This window comes from Pseudomonas sp. MYb118, assembly GCF_040947875.1.
In the GTDB taxonomy this organism is placed as follows: domain Bacteria; phylum Pseudomonadota; class Gammaproteobacteria; order Pseudomonadales; family Pseudomonadaceae; genus Aquipseudomonas.
On record NZ_JBFRXN010000003.1, the window covers coordinates 478,417 to 496,682 of the forward strand.

The 18,266-nt window shown below is 54.1% G+C and carries 13 protein-coding genes; 7 read left to right on the top strand and 6 right to left on the bottom strand.

The genetic code is table 11. From position 1 onward, the window contains the following. Nucleotides 1-47 precede the first annotated feature (47 nt). Nucleotides 48-791, bottom strand: a complete 744-nt coding sequence (locus tag ABVN20_RS23685) for a metallophosphoesterase (RefSeq protein WP_368558177.1) — start codon at nucleotides 789-791, stop codon at nucleotides 48-50. 168 nt (nucleotides 792-959) lie between these two features. On the opposite strand from ABVN20_RS23685, the gene ABVN20_RS23690 reads away from it, so the two are divergent. Further along, nucleotides 960-1,118 carry a hypothetical protein gene (locus ABVN20_RS23690; RefSeq protein ID WP_368558178.1) on the top strand — a complete coding sequence of 53 codons (159 nt, stop codon included), beginning with the start codon at nucleotides 960-962 and terminating at the stop codon, nucleotides 1,116-1,118. 279 nt (nucleotides 1,119-1,397) lie between these two features. Here ABVN20_RS23690 and ABVN20_RS23695 read toward each other — a convergent pair whose 3' ends face one another. From ABVN20_RS23695 to ABVN20_RS23705, 3 genes are all read right to left on the bottom strand, one after another. Then, the gene (locus ABVN20_RS23695) at nucleotides 1,398-2,429 is read right to left on the bottom strand and encodes an NAD(P)-dependent alcohol dehydrogenase (RefSeq protein WP_368558179.1); all 1,032 of its coding nucleotides are present in this window, start codon (nucleotides 2,427-2,429) and stop codon (nucleotides 1,398-1,400) included. A gap of 240 nt (nucleotides 2,430-2,669) precedes the next feature. Beyond that, nucleotides 2,670-3,203: a hypothetical protein gene (locus ABVN20_RS23700; protein ID WP_368558180.1), complete on the bottom strand. Its 534-nt coding sequence runs from the start codon at nucleotides 3,201-3,203 to the stop codon at nucleotides 2,670-2,672. A 231-nt stretch (nucleotides 3,204-3,434) separates the two neighbouring features. Beyond that, nucleotides 3,435-4,322 (bottom strand): alpha/beta hydrolase, encoded by an 888-nt coding sequence (locus ABVN20_RS23705; protein WP_368558181.1) that lies wholly within the window; start codon nucleotides 4,320-4,322, stop codon nucleotides 3,435-3,437. 608 nt (nucleotides 4,323-4,930) lie between these two features. Here ABVN20_RS23705 and ABVN20_RS23710 point away from each other — a divergent pair. Further along, a complete protein-coding gene (locus ABVN20_RS23710) occupies nucleotides 4,931-5,797 on the top strand; it encodes a PoNe immunity protein domain-containing protein (protein ID WP_368558182.1) in 867 nt (288 codons plus the stop codon). Nucleotides 5,798-6,039: 242 nt separating this feature from the next. Here the strand turns inward: ABVN20_RS23710 and ABVN20_RS23715 are convergent, their stop codons facing one another. Beyond that, nucleotides 6,040-8,448, bottom strand: coding sequence for a TonB-dependent siderophore receptor (locus tag ABVN20_RS23715; RefSeq protein WP_368558183.1), 2,409 nt, complete (start codon nucleotides 8,446-8,448; stop codon nucleotides 6,040-6,042). 380 nt (nucleotides 8,449-8,828) lie between these two features. Here ABVN20_RS23715 and ABVN20_RS23720 point away from each other — a divergent pair, with 380 nt between their 5' ends. The 5 genes from ABVN20_RS23720 (at nucleotide 8,829) to ABVN20_RS23740 (ending at nucleotide 14,917) form a co-directional block, all read left to right on the top strand. Continuing rightward, nucleotides 8,829-9,404 (top strand): hypothetical protein, encoded by a 576-nt coding sequence (locus tag ABVN20_RS23720; protein WP_368558184.1) that lies wholly within the window; start codon nucleotides 8,829-8,831, stop codon nucleotides 9,402-9,404. Beyond that, nucleotides 9,397-9,828, top strand: a complete 432-nt coding sequence (locus tag ABVN20_RS23725; RefSeq protein WP_368558185.1) for a hypothetical protein — start codon at nucleotides 9,397-9,399, stop codon at nucleotides 9,826-9,828. Before ABVN20_RS23720 ends, ABVN20_RS23725 begins: the two co-directional genes overlap by 8 nt. Before the next feature lie 35 nt (nucleotides 9,829-9,863). After that, complete coding sequence (locus ABVN20_RS23730; RefSeq protein WP_368558186.1) at nucleotides 9,864-10,202, top strand: hypothetical protein; 339 nt, start codon at nucleotides 9,864-9,866, stop codon at nucleotides 10,200-10,202. Between the two features lie 639 nt (nucleotides 10,203-10,841). Beyond that, nucleotides 10,842-13,631, top strand: a complete 2,790-nt coding sequence (locus tag ABVN20_RS23735) for a hypothetical protein (RefSeq protein WP_368558187.1) — start codon at nucleotides 10,842-10,844, stop codon at nucleotides 13,629-13,631. 317 nt (nucleotides 13,632-13,948) lie between these two features. Further along, entirely contained in the window at nucleotides 13,949-14,917 is a 969-nt protein-coding gene (locus tag ABVN20_RS23740) for a hypothetical protein (protein ID WP_368558188.1), read from the top strand. Nucleotides 14,918-15,480: 563 nt separating this feature from the next. Here the strand turns inward: ABVN20_RS23740 and ABVN20_RS23745 are convergent. Then, a complete protein-coding gene (locus ABVN20_RS23745; protein ID WP_368558189.1) occupies nucleotides 15,481-18,192 on the bottom strand; it encodes an AAA domain-containing protein in 2,712 nt (903 codons plus the stop codon). Nucleotides 18,193-18,266: the final 74 nt, after the last annotated feature.

Below are 18,266 nucleotides of genomic sequence, written 5' to 3' on the forward strand. Positions count from 1 at the left end.
GCGTGTGAGTTCCAGGCAGACCATTTGGCGTGCGTGGTGAGATAGCCTCAATCCGCAGTCGTGGGCCTTTGAAAAATGGCGCCAGTATTGATGTCGATGAGGCTGAGCGCGCCGTCACCGAATGAGCACCCAGTGTCGAAGTACACGACATTACCCAGTTTCGTCACATCGGCGACAGTCGAATGGCCGACATAAATGGTGTCAATGCCTTCAACGATCGAGTGATCGCTGTTTTCGATCTTCTTTCTTGAATACAGCGCACACTTCAGTGCCTGCTGTTGCCATTCCTCGCCAGCGTGCCCGGCCAAATAGGCTTTGGCTTCTGGCCAGCCGTCTGACCACTGGAGCGTCGGCGCTTCAGCGTGAACAAGTCCGACTGTCCTGCCATCCGGCAGTTCGATTTCCAGCATGATCGGCAGGTCATTCACGACCTCGAATATCCCTGACTGAGAAGCGGCGGGTGCTTCGTGGAACCAGGCACCTCCGTTGCGGATGTGCCTTGGGATGTCACCGAGCCCCATCGCGCATTCGACAATCATTTGCTCATGGTTACCCCGCACCGCGTGGAACCAAGGCTGTTTCAACCACGCAATGACCTCGTCCGAGTAAGGTCCGCGGTCAATCAGATCGCCTGCCGAAAATACCCTATCTTTCGCCTCATCAAATCCAGCCTGTTCCAGCAATGACCTGAGAAGGTTGAAGTGCCCATGGATATCGCCTACTACAAAGTCGCGGCCATTGAGATTGGTCTCGTATGACTTTACCGCAGGGGAAGGGACGGGCTTTAGCATGGCGGGTTTCGGGAGGTGACTGTCAAACGTCAAGGATACCATTTCCTCTGGACTGCCGAAGATTGAGCCATTGTCTTTGAGGATAGCTTCAAGCCATTACGTGTTCGTTGACGAAGAGAGGGGATGTGCCTATACAGTCCGTTCTTTAAATCGCAGTGTCGCTAAATCATGAACGAAGAACGAGATATACCAGAGCCCGAACACGACCACCTGCTCGACCATGAATTCCACGAGGACGATTCATGGGCCGAAGAGGACGCACAGGCCATCGTGGATGAGGACGATGACGACGTTGATTTTCTTGATCAGATCGACCAGGACGAGTGAAGCGGGCAGTGCGAGTCTCGATCCGATAAGGGCAGGGCTGCGATCCACGGGCCAGCCTTTTTGTGCCTCGATCTGAGTCGAAACCAAAGGTCACCAGGTCATGGCTGATGAACCCGATGGGAATGCATCAAACCGGCTGGCGGTCCCCATCCAGCTTCGGACGCTTTTGCTCCAGCCAGTCGAGCAACTCGCAAAAACCGCTCGAGCGCTTAACCCGCTTTGGATAGACCTGTGTGTAACCAAACGAGGCGCGACGGGAGTACCCGACGCGCCCACAGATCATTTGCTCGCATCCAGCACCACGCGGTATCGCGCTTTGCCGCTGCGCAGGTGATCGACGGCCTCGTTGACCTGACTCATGGGGAACATCTCAACCTGTGGAACGATGTTGTGGCGTGTACAGAATTCCAACATGGTTGCTGTGGTACCTGGTGAGCCGACCGGAGAAGCGGACAGGGTTTTTTGTTGAGGAATAAGGTCGAAGACATGCACCGGAATGGCATTGGGCACGATACCTACAAAGTTGATTCGCCCTTTACCCCTGAGTGTGGCGAGTATCGCTGTCCAGTCGAGATTCGCATTGGCCGTTACCATCAGAAAGTCCAAAGTACCGGCGATGGATTTCAAGGCGTTGTTATCGGTTGACGAGACGACGTTGTGCGCACCGAGGTTCCTGGCTTCGTCCTGTTTGCTCAGAGATGAAGTAAAGGCCGTCACCTCGCAGCCCCAGCGGTTGAGAAAGCGAAGAGCCAGATGTCCCAGGCCTCCGATGCCAATCACGCCGACACGATCAGTAGGTTTTACACCGAATTCAACCAGAGGGTTGAACACCGTCGAACCCGCGCAAAGCAGCGGTCCGGCCATGGCAGGGTCGAGTCCGGCTGGGATCGGAAGCGCCCAGGCCCAATGTGCTCGGACGCGGTCGGCGAAACCGCCATGGCTCCCGACAACGGTGGGTTTGGCCGAACCACACAGATGTTGATCACCGCCGATACACGATGAGCAATGCATGCAGCTACCCTTGTACCAGCCAATGCCCACCCGCTGTCCCACGGTCAAGCCGAGTACCTTTTCACCGACCCGCACGATACTGCCAATCACTTCGTGGCCAGGAACAAAAGGGTATTGGCTGATTCCCCAGTCGTTATCAATCAGTGACTGATCAGAATGGCAAACGCCGCAATACTCGACGGCAACCTCAACTTCTTCGCCGCCCAACGGGCCTGGGTCGTAGCTGAAGCGCTCCAGCGGCGCGCCGGCTGACGTAGCAGCCCAGCCGGTGAAGGTAGCGATTTCATTGCCAGTGCTCATGGAAAACCTCCAGTTCAGAAGACAGAAGGGGATTTGGATTCAGTAGCAGTGGGTAAAACCATGAGAGTTTAGACGTTCGCTTGCCGGGCACCTTAGAGAGGAGCAGATCAAGCGATGAAGTGACAGGGGTACCTGCGAGTGGCAAGAAGTGGGATTGCCCCATGGACAATTTGTACGTTGGAAACTGATGTTGGCTTGTAGGTTTTGCTCGCTAGAGACCCGAGCAGATTAGTCATTACGCTAGGTTTTGCGCGCTTCAATCGGCTCCAGGAAGCCAGACATGCCCACAGCCATCAGTGGCAGCAGAGTGGGTAAAATCAACGTGTTATGAAATGCGCCAAACAAGACACTGAAGCGGTAGAGCTTATTGCTGAATATACCTCGAGTGGACTGTTCAAAATCCGGCCCGAGAATGGCAGTCGTGATCCAATACACTGCCCCCAGCAAGAGCAGCAATCCGAGGTAATTTTTTCTGTAGTTCGCTATTCGAAAGAAACCCGAGACGCTCATACGAAGAGAGAACCGGCATACCAAGGCTCCCCAAATCAGCATGAAGGCCAGCAGCACGAGATCCTTTTCATAGATCCAGGCGGTCTTCTTCAGAAAATCCAGTTGCCCTTGCGCAACGAAATAGTCTTGAGCATTTGCGATGGCAGGCAGCCACAGGTGCAGCTCACTGTTCAGTGCGACGTCACTGTAAAAAATGCCCAGGCTGGTCAGCCACGCTACCAGCAAATAGCTGACCCAACCGTATAAAAGCGCCTTTACTGCCATTGCCTATCCTTGTGTCTTCTGTGTCCTAAACGCTCCCTTGTTTGGTGAGCGTCCTTGATTGCGGCGTATTAAACGTCAAGACCGGTGTGAATGTCGCGTGCGTTGGCAAGGGTCACTGTCGACAAGGGGTCATGCTCTAGGTGAAGGGGTTCGTCATTTGCGTCCCCCGGAACTGGAAGATAGATCCCGATGTGCCGGTGGGAGACGCTCATCCGTCTTGGCAGAAATACTTCATCTGTCGTGAGAAATTTCCGATGCCAGATCCTGACCATGAATGAACGCCACCACCTCATCCAGGACCGGCGCCAGCCATCGCATAGGCCGAGAGAATGCGGCAACCAATGTCCCGTGACCCGCCTTGGAGAAATAGAGCTCGCGCACAGGCACACCTTGCTCCCGCAAACGTCGGGCCATGCCCCCAGTGTTGCGCTCGGGATTGACCAGCGTGTCGTCTTTCGCGGCTATCAACAGCGCAGGGGGCGATGTGGCGGTAACGTGGTTGATCGGTTGAGAGTCGGGGGGCGAATTCGGAAAGAAGAAAATCGGTTTCACCTCCGGGTTTTCGACGGGCAGAAAGTCGTAGGGCCCGGCGAGACCGATCCAGCCGCTAAGCATCGAAGGCTCCATGCCCACAGCTGCCAGCCATTTTGGGTCTAGCGCAACCATCGCCGCGTTGTAGCCGCCTGCGCTATGGCCCATCACATACAGCCGCTCTGGATCGCCGCCGTATTGGCGGATGTGTTGGCGGGTCCAGCCCACCGCTCGCGCACTGTCTTCCAGAAAACCCTGATAGTGCACCTGCGGATAAAGCCGGTAATCGGCGATCACCGTTACGATACCTCGTGCTGCCAGCGCCTCGCCGACAAAGCTGTAGTCACTGCGTGAGCCACTGTTCCAGCTACCGCCATAAAAGAACACCACCACTGGCACGTCGGCTGCGAGATTGACCGGCGTGTAGACATCCAATCGGTTGCGCGGATCGTTACCGTATTTCAGGTCCGATGCCTTGTTGAAAGTGCTTCCCGGGGTGAGGAGGTTTAAAACTTTCAGAGGTGAACAGCCTAGCAACAGGCCCAACAGCCCGCCGACAACAATGATGCGTAAGGCTATCCTGATCATGGTTCGTTCTCTGAGGCGGTGTGCTTTTAAGACTGCAGGCTTGAGTAAGAATTCAGCGCTTGACTGACTACGGCATAGTCCGCGATCAGTACATCTGCGATATAAACCTCAAGCCCTCGCTAGCGGCTCATACGCTTTTTCCGGTATGTCGGCGAGCTTGGATGGATGCACCTGCCCGCTGAGTCCGTAGAGCTTCTGCAAGCTCATGGTCAATGGCGGCCACTTATCCTGGCTGATCCGATTGGCGTGGCCGTCCATGAGCATGTCCGGGTGAGGTCGATCGGCTTGATGTGGATTACGTGGTGATTGAGTATAAATTGTCGGTGACCTCAAAAAGGTGGCAACGCGAGGCTGATTAATACTCAAGATGGCAAGCAGGGGAGTGAGAGCTGGACGCTTGCGGCGGGGCGATTGGAGAAAACTGTGGGTATTGATGCTGCTCGTGACATCACTTCAGCGATTAGGACCGGGCGAACGGAGACGTGGGTGGTAACTACGAGTGCGAATGGAGCGACTGAGATTCAGGTATTGGCTTCCATGGGTAAACCCAAACCTATTGATACAACCAAAATTCTGGCTTCCACGCCTGACCTGTCAGGAGCACAACTATGATTCGAGACTCAGTAGCGGGGGCTGTCTACTGGCGCGAGCGGGTCGTGAAAGATGTGAGCTGGATAGAGAAAGCGCAGAGGCTCTTATCTGAACCCTCAAAGAATCCGGTCTATGACCCGCAATTTTCTTTTGATCTATCAAAAGACATTTTACGTTTGATCCTGCGCCGCTATTCCCAGGGAGATCCGGTTGCTGATTTAGGCCAATCATTTGCGCAGTTACTTGAAACCTGGGAGCTATCGAATCGTTTGGCGGATAGCGTTTGCGCAGAAAACAACCTGAAAACCTGCCGCAACTGGACGTTCGATCTTGCCGATTTGAATCACTACATCTGGTGTTTCTGGTTGGTCGGATTGGCGCTCGTATTACGCATACCAGACGACCAATGGCGCCGCCTGTTATCCCTCGTTGGTGAAGAGGGTAAAGACGTTTTGCTAGATAGGGTAATCGCCAGTCGTGAGCCCGCTCGTGTGATTGGGGGCGTTCTGTTGCATCCAAAGCCTTATGCCCGGCTGCTCGAAGCTATCGATGCGCCGAAAGAGCTTGCGGATGGGAAATTGAAAGCGTTCGTCGATGCTTGGTACCCGGAGCTGAATCGCTGTGGCAAGCAACAACCATGGTGGTATCACTACGGCGATCCTGAAAAGCATCCGCTCGAGGCGGGCAGCTATTTCGGGCGCTGGTGTATTGAGGCTGCGGCTGCCGTTCAGGCTTTTTCGCTGGATGACAGTCAATGCTTGGGTCATCCGCATTATCCCGGTGATCTATTACGACCTGAGGGCCCTGGTACGCATAGTCCACCTTTGCAGGCTAAAGAGTCGCGCAGTTGGCTAGGATTCTTGGGTATAGGCCGAGCCAAGTAACCGGTGATGAGTGTTGACCCGTTCACTTGAGGACTGATATCGAAGGGCAGGCGCTGTGCAGAAATACCGAGCTAATTGATCTACCAGAATCGGGTCACGATCAATCTGAGCGCATGCTCTCCAACTCCGCCTTAGATTTTTTTGGAGTTCATTTTTAAAGGAACTGGGCGATCAACACCTCGCCTGTAATGCAAGGCGTTGATCGACCGAAAGTGGTCAGTCCTCCTGAATGGACACCCGCGTCAGAATGCGTAGACCAGGGTGGCCGTGGCGCTACGCGGAGTGCCGTACCACCCCCTCGAGCCGATGGCGGTGTAGTAGTTCTCGTCGAACACGTTGTTGAGGTTCAGCGAGACGCTGGTTTGTGGCGTTACCGCGTATTGCGCCATCAGATCGACCACGCTGTAGGCGCCCTGATTGAACGTTTCGTCGTTGGGACCGGCGTCCTTGTAGTACTCCGTACCTTGCCAGCGCACGCCACCGCCCACTTTCAATTTTGGCAGTGACTGGAGTCGATAGCTGGTGAACAATTTCAAGGTATCGCGCGGCACTTCCGTGCGCAGGCGCTTGCCATCCGAATCCTCAATAACGGCATAGGTGTAGCTGGCGGATACTTGCCAATCGGGCAGGATTTCACCGGCCATTTCTGCTTCGAAGCCACGAGTTTTTGTGCCGGACTCGGCACGGTAGGCCTGATTGCCGTCCGGTGCCAGGTTACTGCCGTCTGCGACGGCGAGGTTGTCCTGCCGCACTTCGAAGACGCTGAACGCGGTGGTCAGGCGTTTGTCCCAGAACTCGCTCTTGAGGCCCAGTTCATAGTTAACGCCTTCTTCAGGATCCAGGTAGCTGCCACTGGCGGTCTTGTTGCTTTGCGGCTTGAAGATGGTGGTGTAACTGGCATAGGCCGACCAGTTTTCGTTCAGGTCATACACCAGGCCCAGGTAGGGTGTGACGACGCCGCTTTCGCCGCGAGAGGTGCGAGTGGTGGCGCCAGTGGGCAAGCTGGTCGCAGTCTCGTCACGTTTCCAGTCAATCACCCGTGCGCCGGTAATCAGCGACAGGTCATCAGTCAGGCTCCAGCGTACAGACGCCACCATACCGCTCTGGGTTTCATCGAGCGCATCTTCAGATGACTTGGTGTGAATGGCATCCGGGATCGCCAACGAGCCGTCCCAGGTGTAGATGTTGTCGATGGTCTGGAATGACCAGAGTGGATAACCGTCGTTGCGATAGTAGGCTCGGTAGTGACTGGCCCCGAGATAAGCCTGATGCTCGCGGGAGAGCAGTTCGAAGGGGCCGGAGGCGGACAAGTCGAACGAGGTCTGACGTGGCTCGCCCGCCCAGCGACCAGTCCAGGTGCTGATGCCACTACCATCGGGGTTGACGGTACCGCTGGCCGCCGTGGCGAAGGCGTCGTCATAACTGCGGCGACTGTGTTCGGCATTGAGCTTCAACTGCCAGCCATTGTTCAACTGATGTTCCAGGGTGGTGAACACTGTTTTGGAGCGACGCTTGTGGTAGCTCCAGTCCGAAGCGGAGTTGAACGAGCGAGAAGGGCTGAAGTGACTGCCGTCGGTATTGAACATCGGGAAGCCGTGGTTGCCGGCTCCGTCACTGTCCATGTCCTGATACTCGGCGCCCACGGTCAGCATCGTGTCATCGGTGACGTCCCATTCCAGGACCCCGTATGCCACTTGCTTGTCTTGTGACTGGCGGTCAATGTGGCTTTGGCTATCGGTGTTCGACGCGACAAAGCGTCCACGTACATGGCCGCTCTCGGACAACGGGCCAGACACGTCCAGTTCGGTGCGGTAGGTATCCCAGGAGCCGGCCTTGAGTGTCAGTGTGCGTTGAGGTTGGAACGTTGGTTTCTTGCGAATCAGGTTGACGGTCGCGCCGGGATCGCCTGTTCCTGACATCAACCCTGTGGCGCCTCGCACCACTTCAACACGATCGTAGCTGACCATGTCGGCCAGGTCGTCGCGGAATCCATAGGTGTCTGGCCGATTGATGCCGTCGACCTGAATGCTGCCGACTTCAAAACCGCGGACATAAATATGGTTGGCGTCGCTGCCCGCAGGTCCCATGCTGTCCACAACTACGCCAGGTGTTTGTTCAAGCACCTGAGCGACATCTGTCAGGTTCTGGTCTTCGATCTGCTGGCGGGTGATGACCGTCACTGATTGTGGTGTCTCGCGTGTCGAGAGGCGTAACCCCGTGGCGGTGTTGGCCGAACCCGTGGTGTAGCTACCAGTGCCTTCTGTGGTGGCACCCAGTTCCATACTCGAAATCGTCGTAGCCCCCAATTCCAGAGAGCCTCCTTGATTGTGGCGTACCAGTGCGTAGTGCATGTTTCCGGCGGGCTGCACTTGCAAGCCACTGCCTTGCAGGAGATTGAGCAAGCCTTGGTCCAGCTCGTATTTCCCCTGTAGGCCCTCACTGCGTAGCCCGGCAGTTTCCTGGGTGCTAAAGCTGATGGTTATGCCGCTGGTTGCAGCGAACTGGTTGATGGCGGTGGCTAGAGATCCAGTAGGGATGTTGTAGCCGACAGGTTCGGCCCAGGTATTGGCACTGATCAACGAACTGAAGAGACTGACTGCCAAAGCGGTTTTGCGCATGTTGAGGGAGGAGGGGTAAATACGAACAGACATCCAGTGATTCCTTTACGAATAGACATCGGGCATTCTCAATGCGAATCAGATGCTGTTGAGAATCATTCTCGTGAAGCGGGCCGATCTTCTATTCTGGGTCTGGGTGTTGTCAACCGGTTGTGGCCGTTTGTCGCGCAGGGATAGCTATCTAGCTCTGATGAGTTTGGGGATATTTTCCGCTTTGACAGTTAGTCGTAGGGGAACGCTAGGAAATGGATTGTTGGCTTTTTGAACGTGGGGTTTATGCTTCTGCGCGAGTGGCTGGAATCGGCCAGAAGCCGCCGCTCAAATGAGTCCACGTCACCACACGCAGTTCACAAAGCGTTGCGCACAGCTTCCATACTGTCCTCTCTTGCCGGAGCTGGTCATGGATCGACAGTATGACAAGCTTCCTGAGTTCTCTAGCCTGCGGTTTGTTGGCGAAAGTTTACCCAAGCCGACAACCGTACAAATTGAATGTCACGAACGGACCAGTGAAATGGTTGGTGAATTTCTTTGGTCGGTCTACGCTATCAGAAGCAGTACCTTTGGTCGTGGAAAAGGAGGGGAGGCAGGTGGAGTACCGTATCTACGATGACACGTTCGGTGCAGACAACGCCTGGTCGGAACTGGAACGGCTCGTTGACAGTTCTGACGAAGATGCTGTAGTGGCTGCGGCACGATTCTTCACCGCCATGAACAAAATGAAGGTGGACGGTCGCTGCTATGCAAAACCATTACCTCTGGATCTGATTAACTGTTCAAGTTTTAGGCCAGAAGCGATTCTACATGCTCGCAAAACCAGGGGGCATCACCTGTATTTAACTTTCATCAAGCGGCCAATGGCGCAATATGGAGAGGTACGAATCCTTAAAGCACTCGCGGAGCCGAGACCCACTAACGAAAGCGCAACTGATAGCAAAGAGCGTCACAATAAGATGACTGCTGCATTGTCTGCAGGGGCATACCATGGCTAAAAATAATCCACCGGATTCATCCCTAGAGTCACCTCAAGACCGGATTGCCGCAAAAATTGCTGCGGCAGCCAAGCGCTTACCTGCTGTCGAGCAGGCGTTGAGACAGGAACGTGCAGCACTCGAAGTGGCCGCAGCGGTAGCCGAAATTATTGAAGCCTCTGGTCAATCAATCGAAGAACTTAGAGACATCGCAAGTAATTCCGGAGTATCTGTCCTGGAACTCCAAGATATCCTCTCAGCCAGTACTGAGGGTAAAACGTCGATTGTGACCCTAGCGATCATTGCATCTGCGCTGGGGTACCGATTTGGCTTCAGTTTTGCGCCTAAGTCCATGTCGATTCTTGAGGCTACCAGCTACGTCAAGAAGCCTAGCCACGTCGTTGATGAATTCGCCATAAACTATGTTCGCTATAAAGAACGATGAGATCCCCTGCGAAGTTTAAGCTCCGCCGAGTAATTTTGAAGAGTCTCGTCCTTCTCATTAGTTTATTGGTGATGTATTTCAGTTTGCGATTGGTTGGAACAGCTCAGCAAGGAAATTTGCTCGCATTTTTTGGTTCAGCAGTAATGATTATCCCCCCGGTAAGGGTGATGCTGGATAACTGGGTGTTTCATCAAGCTGCCATTCAGAAGACCGAAGATCCATTGCTAAAGTCCATTCAGGTCAAAATCGGAAAAGCTCAGGTAGTGACATACGTACGGTTTTCCTGGGTTGATGCCATTTCTTATTTGGTGGGGATGCTGCTGATTGCTATCGGCTTTTTACTGCAAGTTCTCGGATTGACTCTTCCAGTTTAAAAAAACAGCGCAGTTTATTGCATGGCATAGCCATATTCTGTCTGTCATATGACAGGCCTCCAAGCTTGAGCCTCACTTTCTTCCTCCGACAGCAACATGGCGCCAACTGAAGGTTGAGGCGAATCCAGCATGCCGAGCCGCGATTTAAATGGTGCTTCGGTAATCATTGTCTATTTTTGGCCAAACTCTGCCGTTGCTCACCGGCAGCTTCACGCCCTGAGGAAGTCAGTCAACCTAAATCGAGGTGCTTCAGGAGCGGCGAGCCTTTGTTCGGTTCGGCGCTTTGCAGCGTTACCGAAAGCGCCGGAATGAATACAACACAAAGCTGATCCGTCATATGTCGCTAATCTCGTTATGGATTTCAATCTCAGGCGCATTCTTTACTGAGCCGAAACTGAAGTCGACTTTGTCAACAGAATTGACCAGAAGCGGTTATCCGCAACGATTCGCTTTCGCTTTTCCGGCATGATGTATGCGCACATCAGTTCATCACCCCACTCCACAACGTCTGCCAACTGCTGGGGTAGCCGCCCCCACCTGACCACATTTTTACATCACCCTTCATAAACCGAACTAATGTTTTGCTTGAGGTTGGCATTTCGCTGCCTCTATTCGATACCTACTGTGCAGGAGTGGATCATGGGCTTAGGACGAAATCAGCTTGCAATAGTCATCGAAGGAGCAAATGAGCGAGTTGTGAGTAGCGCTGTTTCGATAAATCTTGAGGATGTGGTCGCTCAGGACAAACCCACAAGAATCATTGCGGATCAAATCATCGTCACTGGTCTCGCAGAGACGAAAGGTCATAGCCTAAGTATCTTTTGTCGTGAATTAATCTTTCAAGATGGGGGGCGAATCTCGACCAATGGCTTACCTGGATTACCAACCTTTCCAGCGGAACTCCGAAAAGAATCGCCCCACAGTCCAGGGTCCGATGGCCTTGAAGGAGATGATGGTGGCAATGGCCAAGCAGCCGGTGATGTGACGATTGCAGCTATGCAGCTCACAGGTGAATTAAGTATCACTGCGGTAGGTGGTGAAGGTGGACGTCCTCAGGATGGAGGTCATGGACGACAAGGAGTTGCTGGGGCAGATGGCAAATTCGTCACCCTTCCTGAGGGCACCCCTATCCCCCCCGAATGTAATGGCGGCCCGGGTGCAGCGGGAGGAAAGGCTGGAGTACCAGGAAGAAGAGGTGCTGGAGGTGTCGGTGGCCAGATCAAATTGTCCGTACTGGGTCGCGCTGTAATCGACACGCAAGGGGTTATTTGCACCCATGGTATGCATGCACCGGCAGGGCAACCGGGATCGTTTGGCGCAGGAGGACCTGAAGGCAAGCCTGGTGGAGTTGATTTCCAAACATGTATAGACGACACAACCGGCCCCCGCTCGTCTATTCAATTAGTCGACCTACAGCAAAATCCACACTTCGAGGTCGCATTCAGCCTTTACAAGTCGGCGGCATCGCTTGGTGTACTCAGAATCATTAGGGACTGTTATCTCACCAGCTCTGCTTCTGGAGCGCCTGGCGCACAAGGCCCGGCTGGAGATGGACGGTTGGCAGATGTTGAACAGAGACAAATGGAGCCTGTGGGGAAAGATGGAAATCTTCATTTATCCCAAATATCGACAGAAAACTTCGCTGTATTGTTTGATGGACCATCACTCGAGATCTTGGCCTGTGGGGTCGAGGATTCATATCGTAGCTCGGGGAATGCGACTACCCCTCTTCTAAAGCAGCAAATTGAGTTTCTTCTTACGATTTGTGTTGATGATCCAAGACCCAGTGCGCTCAAAAAAGATGTAATGGGGCGAGTCTACTCAATGGCACGCAAGATCAATCTCAACCTTGACTTCTATGGCTACACCTTAGAACGAGCACCGCTTCTGTCGTTTGATACCTACTTAAGGCTGATTAATGATCATGTTCTACAGCAAGCAGATCAGGTCGAAAAGTCCTTCAACGCGTACTGGGACGCCGCAGAAAACAAGGAAAAACAACGTGTTCAGTTGCAAATTGCAGTGTCTGCCGCCCGAGGCCGGGTGCTTGCCCTAGAGCTGGAGTTCGACAGAATTAAAGATGAAACCAAGGACCTTTTGGCTAAAATTCCTGGACTGGATGACAAGGTTGTTGCGGCAGAAGCAGTCCTCAATTTCGCCAAGCAAAAGCTCGATGACGCCATCAGAAATAAAGCCAATGGATGCGATCTAGCGGGAACGCTGATCGCTGTATCTACCATTGTTTCCGGCGTCGCAACGGGTGGCGCAGGTTTTATTGCTGCAGCTTCGGCAGGGGCAAAGCTTTATGGTGATTATACAAGCCACGATGACAGCCTTGCGCAGCTTTGGGACTCTAGAAAGCTCATACAGGACGATTTGACTGTTATATCTAAAGGTGCTGGTGATGTGTCAAAGGGAATCGCTGCCATCCAAGAGGGGATGCAAAAGCTCGACAAGACAAGACCCCGGGTGCCTCAATTCATTATGGAACGTGAAGAGTTTGACAAAGTCGCCAAAGAATTTACTGGTATGGAGGAGGCCGAAGAATACCGTGAGGCTGGCTACGACTTTTTGAAGAGCGTGGAGGCTCGTAACTCAGCTATTCTGAACTACAATTCGATGTTGGTCCAATTGGTAGAAATGCAATCCCAAGTTGCAACATCAGACCGCGCAGTTGACATCATTCAGTCGAATCTATCGGCGCAGGCAGACCCTGCTGAGGCAAACGTAGTTAGTGTTATGAGCCGGGTCTACTTGGACACCCTTACCATTGCTGCACAGATGGTACATGCCGAGAAAAAGGCATTGGCATACACATTCGCGCGGCCGGTCGATGCACCATTGTCAGCAATGAATGTGGCCACAATATCCATTGCGCACCAGAAGGCGGTATCTCGTGACTGGGTGGCAGCGAAGGAGCGATATGAAGCACGCCGGCATTTGCAACCTGGTCAATTGGATTTAGATTTAAGATTATTAGTTTCTGCGGTCAACTGGGATATCTTCAAAGAGTCTCATCTGCTGTCCTTCACGATACGAAAAGACCATCCTAAGTATTCCGTCGTGTGGGAGTATCTTCCAGCAGTTCGAGTCACTGGCATCGAACTGGTCCTAGATGGAGCGAAAATCGCGGTTGGGATGACTCAGATTCCATGGGCTATGACGCAGGGCGGTTCAGAGATAATCTACCGATCAAACGCTAATCCAGTAGCATTCAATCACCGCCCAGTGACATTCCGTGGATTTACTAGTCTCGTAGGTGATGAGCCAATCGTGAAGCCAGACTTTTCCGAAAATGATCTCTATGCCGGATTGAGTCCCTTTGCCTCATGGTTGCTAGCATTGAGCTTAAATCCCAGTCTCGGACTAAACCTTGAAGATCTGAAAAGTGCAACTCTTCGGTTATCGGGATATTTCATCGATGGATAGCAGCCGCGTAGTCGTCAATCGCTAACACAGACAAGATCCTTCATGGTTCTCTCGTCTGCGAACTAACATCAATCCGGTAAGGGTCGCCGAACCAGTAGGTGAAAGCCAGTAAAAGCCTCGTCTACTTGCTTATTAGAAATTATTGGATGAATCGCGCCTGGTTTCAGATGTTTCTAGTACTCATTAGCTGCTTTGGGTCAATTTTGTTGAAAGCCCGCTGCAATCGTCGCCGCGAAAAACGGCACAGCGAAGGTTGAAATCTGCCGAGTATTGAACGGCAAACGTGGTCAGATTTTTCTAGAAGAAAGGAGCCCGACATGAAAACGACCAAACTAGTCGTCAGTGCCCTGGCGGCTGCGGTCTTGACCGGCTGCGCCGGCCAACCCAAGGCGCTTTACATTCCGTATCCCCAGGAACCTGCAAAGGACGCCAAAGACTATGAAGGCCTGACTAAGTTCACCCTCGCCAAATCCATTCTCTACATCGATCACCCCGACGCAGCGAAGCCAGCCACTCTGGTATCAACACCCGCAGAAGCAACCCAGGAAGACACCCGGTCCAGCTACCGATTTGCCATCAAGCCCCACGACGGCATGATGAAAAAAACACACCTCACGTTCACGAAGTTCGATGGCACTGATCTCTTGAAGACGCTTGGCATTACCTTCGAGGACGACACCGCGAAGACTGCGGAAGCTATCGGCGGCACAATTGTTGCCATCGGTGGCGTGGTGTGGGCCCTACCTGGTGGAACACCGATGGCAACTGCAGTGACATATCCAATGGCATTGGACACAGGACCACTATTGAAGGATCGCCCACTGGTGGAAGGCCGCGAAGATAGAAGTGGCTTCAGTGTGCCAGGCAAATTGTCAAAGCTAGGTGCCGACGGAAAACCGCTCGACGGCGGAATAGGTTTCACGATCACCTTTGGCAAGATACCGGATGACGCCATCCCGATCTCTGAGTATGTCCAACACTTAGGGAAGGCTGAACAAGAAACCTTCTTTTTCTCCGCTTGCCGCACAGCAAGAATCAATTTTACGACAGGTCCTCAAGAGCTGGCCGACATGCAGTACAGCGTCAGAGTCGCCGATCCGAATTTCATTCAAACCTTAAAGCTGCCGGTCGATGGGTCCTTCAGCATGCACACTACCTGCGGCGCTGACGTGACCGGCAAGCCCAGCAGCAGCCCTAACACTTGGGAAGCGGTCAACAAGATCATGGCTCAGGTCAAAGCCGTCAAAGACGCTTGGAAAACGGCGAAAGACAACAAAGCGAAGTAGAAGCCAAAAGAGCGTTGATTCCTAGCCGGAAGACAGAAATCAGGGGCTCCCCTGATCTTTGCGGAGGGTTGGGAAGGCCGCGATTCGCTCGTCACCTTCGCCCTGTCCAATAATGCGGCACCACCCGTGATACCAAGAATCTGATCGATCGCAGCGATTTTTTGAGTGCGTGGTCAAGCTGAAAGTCAGCGTTGCTGTACGCAACCTCCGCCTTATTGTGCATAGGCCATGTGGGTCGCGATGGAACGCTCATTGGAGCATCTACTTCGCTACCTAGGTAATCAGCTCAAAACGAGTGTGCGAATAGATCTCGCGAGGTTATATAAACCCTCAACCAGGCAAAAGCGACAGCTATCAATGAACGACAGCTTTGGGTCGAAAACGGACATTTACGAATGGCTGCTTATGGCCGATTGCGGCCCCTCGTGAAGGGCTGCTTTGGGTCGGAAGCAACCGGCAAGGGCAGCCGTCATTTTTGTGGAAACGGGTTTGCCCTCCAAACCGGCAACGCGCGGGATGGTACAGCTCGGCCAGTGCAACTGCTGGCCTCAGCCCAGTTTTGCCTATGCGCTCGGAGCAGGCCTGGCCCACTGCGCCAGAAACTCGCCAATTCTGCGCTCAAGATCACTCTCCACCGTCCGTAGCCGTAGAATGGGAAGGTCACTGGCAGCCAGAATCTCATTCTTGATGGCGTCCCGAGCGGCCTGCACGGGGTGGTCGTGATACCCACCATCGACCTCGATCACTCCTATCGGGGTCTTGCCTACTTTGAAATAAATCACGAAGTCGCAACTGGCGCGCGTCATGAACGCTCGCTGGGTTTGCGTCCACTCGGGGTTATTCGTCGATGCAAGCTGATCCAGCTGGATCTGGGTGTGGTACGTCAACGCCTGGCACGCCGGGGCCGACAGCGCTTCGCGCAGTAACTGCGCCACGATCTGCTCGGACTTGTAGCGTGAGTCCTCTGGTCGCAGACGGGCGTTAAGGCGTTCCAGGGACTGGTCGTACTCGCGGTACAACAAGTCGAATGCCGACACCACTGGCGCACGCACGATCTGTTCGTCCTGCGCGTAATAGCTGATATAGCGGATCAGCGCAGCGATGTGGCCATTGTTCTCGGTGAACACCTCGTCACCGGTCACCAGGGTGAAGCGATGTTTGGCACGCGACACTGCCACGTTGATCATGCGCGGGTCGTCGACGAAATCCAGGCGCCCTTGCGTCTGGTTGTAGCGCTTCTTGTCCAGCACGGTAGAAAAGACGATCTCGTCGCACTCGCGCCCCTGGAACTTGTGGACAGTGTCATTGACGAAGTCCGTAGGCAGGTGCTTGTCGGAGAGGCTGACCTGTGCCCGGAAAGGGGCGATGTAACCACGGCCTTCACCGTCCACTGCGACGGGCTGTCCCTCGTCTTCGAGCACCTTCAGCAAGGAGTCCAGCTCCCGGAGGTTGGTGTTCTTGCGTGCGTGGTTGCCCTTGGCGGTTACCACCAGGCGCAGGGGCTCCTCGCCCTTGTCCACAGTCATCGGCACCAGTGCGTTGTCATAGAACTGCTGGTTGCAGAACTGGATGATCCTGGGGTGGCAGCGGTAATGCTCCTTCAGCAGCGTCCTTGGCAATGCGTCCTGGAACACGGCAATGCACGAATCCAGCAGGCTGTAGCGCTCGCAATCGTAGGCCTCGACCGGCGCCTGCAGCCCCAGTTTCACAGGGATGTGCGGCAACTGGCGGTTGTCGCCGACGACGATCAGGTTCTTGGCACAGCCCAGCGGCAGGATGCCCGGCACGATGTCCTGCAAGGAAGCTTCATCGATGATTACGTAGTCGAGGATCGCCCCAGGAGCGATCGAGTTGACGATGGAGTGTGTGCCGCTGCCCAGAATCGGGAAACGCCGAATGAAGGCATCAAAGTCTCCACGGTAGGTTTTGACATCGAAGCTGCCTCGCGGCGGTTCCTGGCCTTGCAGATGCTGCTTCAGATGGTGCATCAATGCGGTTGTCAGCTCTTTGAGCAAGGCCGTGAAATTTGCGCGCGCCAATGATTCACGACACGCCTGCAACTCGGCTTCCTTATTCAGCAGCGACTTATCGTAGTAATGCATCTGCAGGGCATGGAATGCGGCCATGCGCGCCTCGCCCTCGGCGAACGGCTTGGTGCGAAAGACTCTGAATTTGAACAACAACTCTATACGGTCATTGAGCTTCACGCGCTGCTCGCCCAAGTGCGCCAGGTAGGCCATGAGGTCGGCAGTCTTGCGTGGGGTCAGCCCGTACTTGTCCAACGAGCCTGTGGCCCGTACAGCATTTTCTGCCTGCCATTGCTGCAGGTAGCGCCGCTCGATGATCAACTCGTCCAGTTCGATCTGCAGTTGTGCCGCCCGATTGTGGTCTTGCAAGTGCTGCTTCAAGCGAGCCAGCAAGCCCTGGATCTCTTCCAGGGAAGGTGCCGGCCGGGGCGCGCTGGAGGGCCATGCAGGCAGGTTGACGAAGAAGGCTTCGCGGTTTTCCTTGTTGCCAAGCTTGGCTACAAGGTAGCCCAGGCCGCATTTCTCCAGCTTTTCGTAGACGTTTGTTACAGCCGCATTGTTGTTGGACAGCACCGCCACCGTCTGCCCGCGCAACAGGATATTGGCGAGAATGTTGAGGATGGTCTGGGTCTTGCCGGTTCCCGGTGGCCCCTCGATCACGCTGATTTGCGCGCTGAATGCCCGCTCGACTGCCTGGTACTGGCTTTCGTTCACCCCGAACGGATAAATGAGCCCCTGACCTGGAGCGAGCGTGTCGTTGCGCCCGGTGCAATAGGCTTGCAAGGCAGTGCTGGCGATGGCGGGCAGTTTTCCAAGCTGAGTCACGACATTTCTGGCTATCTCACTATCATCCTTCGACTGCGCTTGAGCGTGTCGAGCACTTGCAACCGTAGTGAAATAACCGAAGACCGGCGTATCCTTGATCGGGGTAGGGGCGGTGAAGACGATGCCGTCCATCTTGTGGACGTAGGGCCTGGTGCCGCCCGGATAGTGCACCACGGCATATCGCTCGCCGTAGATCACCGCTTTTTCGATTGGTTTCACGATCGTGCTGCCAGGTTTGGTCAGCAGCACATTGCTCAATTCACGGGAAGGTGATACTCGGCAGTTACTGAGCGGGCGGGTGTATTTTTTACTCGAGGAGAAATGACACGTCAGCTCCAGTGCTTCGTACTTTTCGCTCCAGCGAATCGTCCAGTCGCTGATCCTTGCGGTCTTGTCCTCACCATCCACCTGAATCGAAGCCATAATCCCTTATTCCTGTGCGCATGATATTCGGTCAATTCTTGTGCCGAATGCTGCTTTTTCCGCTTGTACATCAT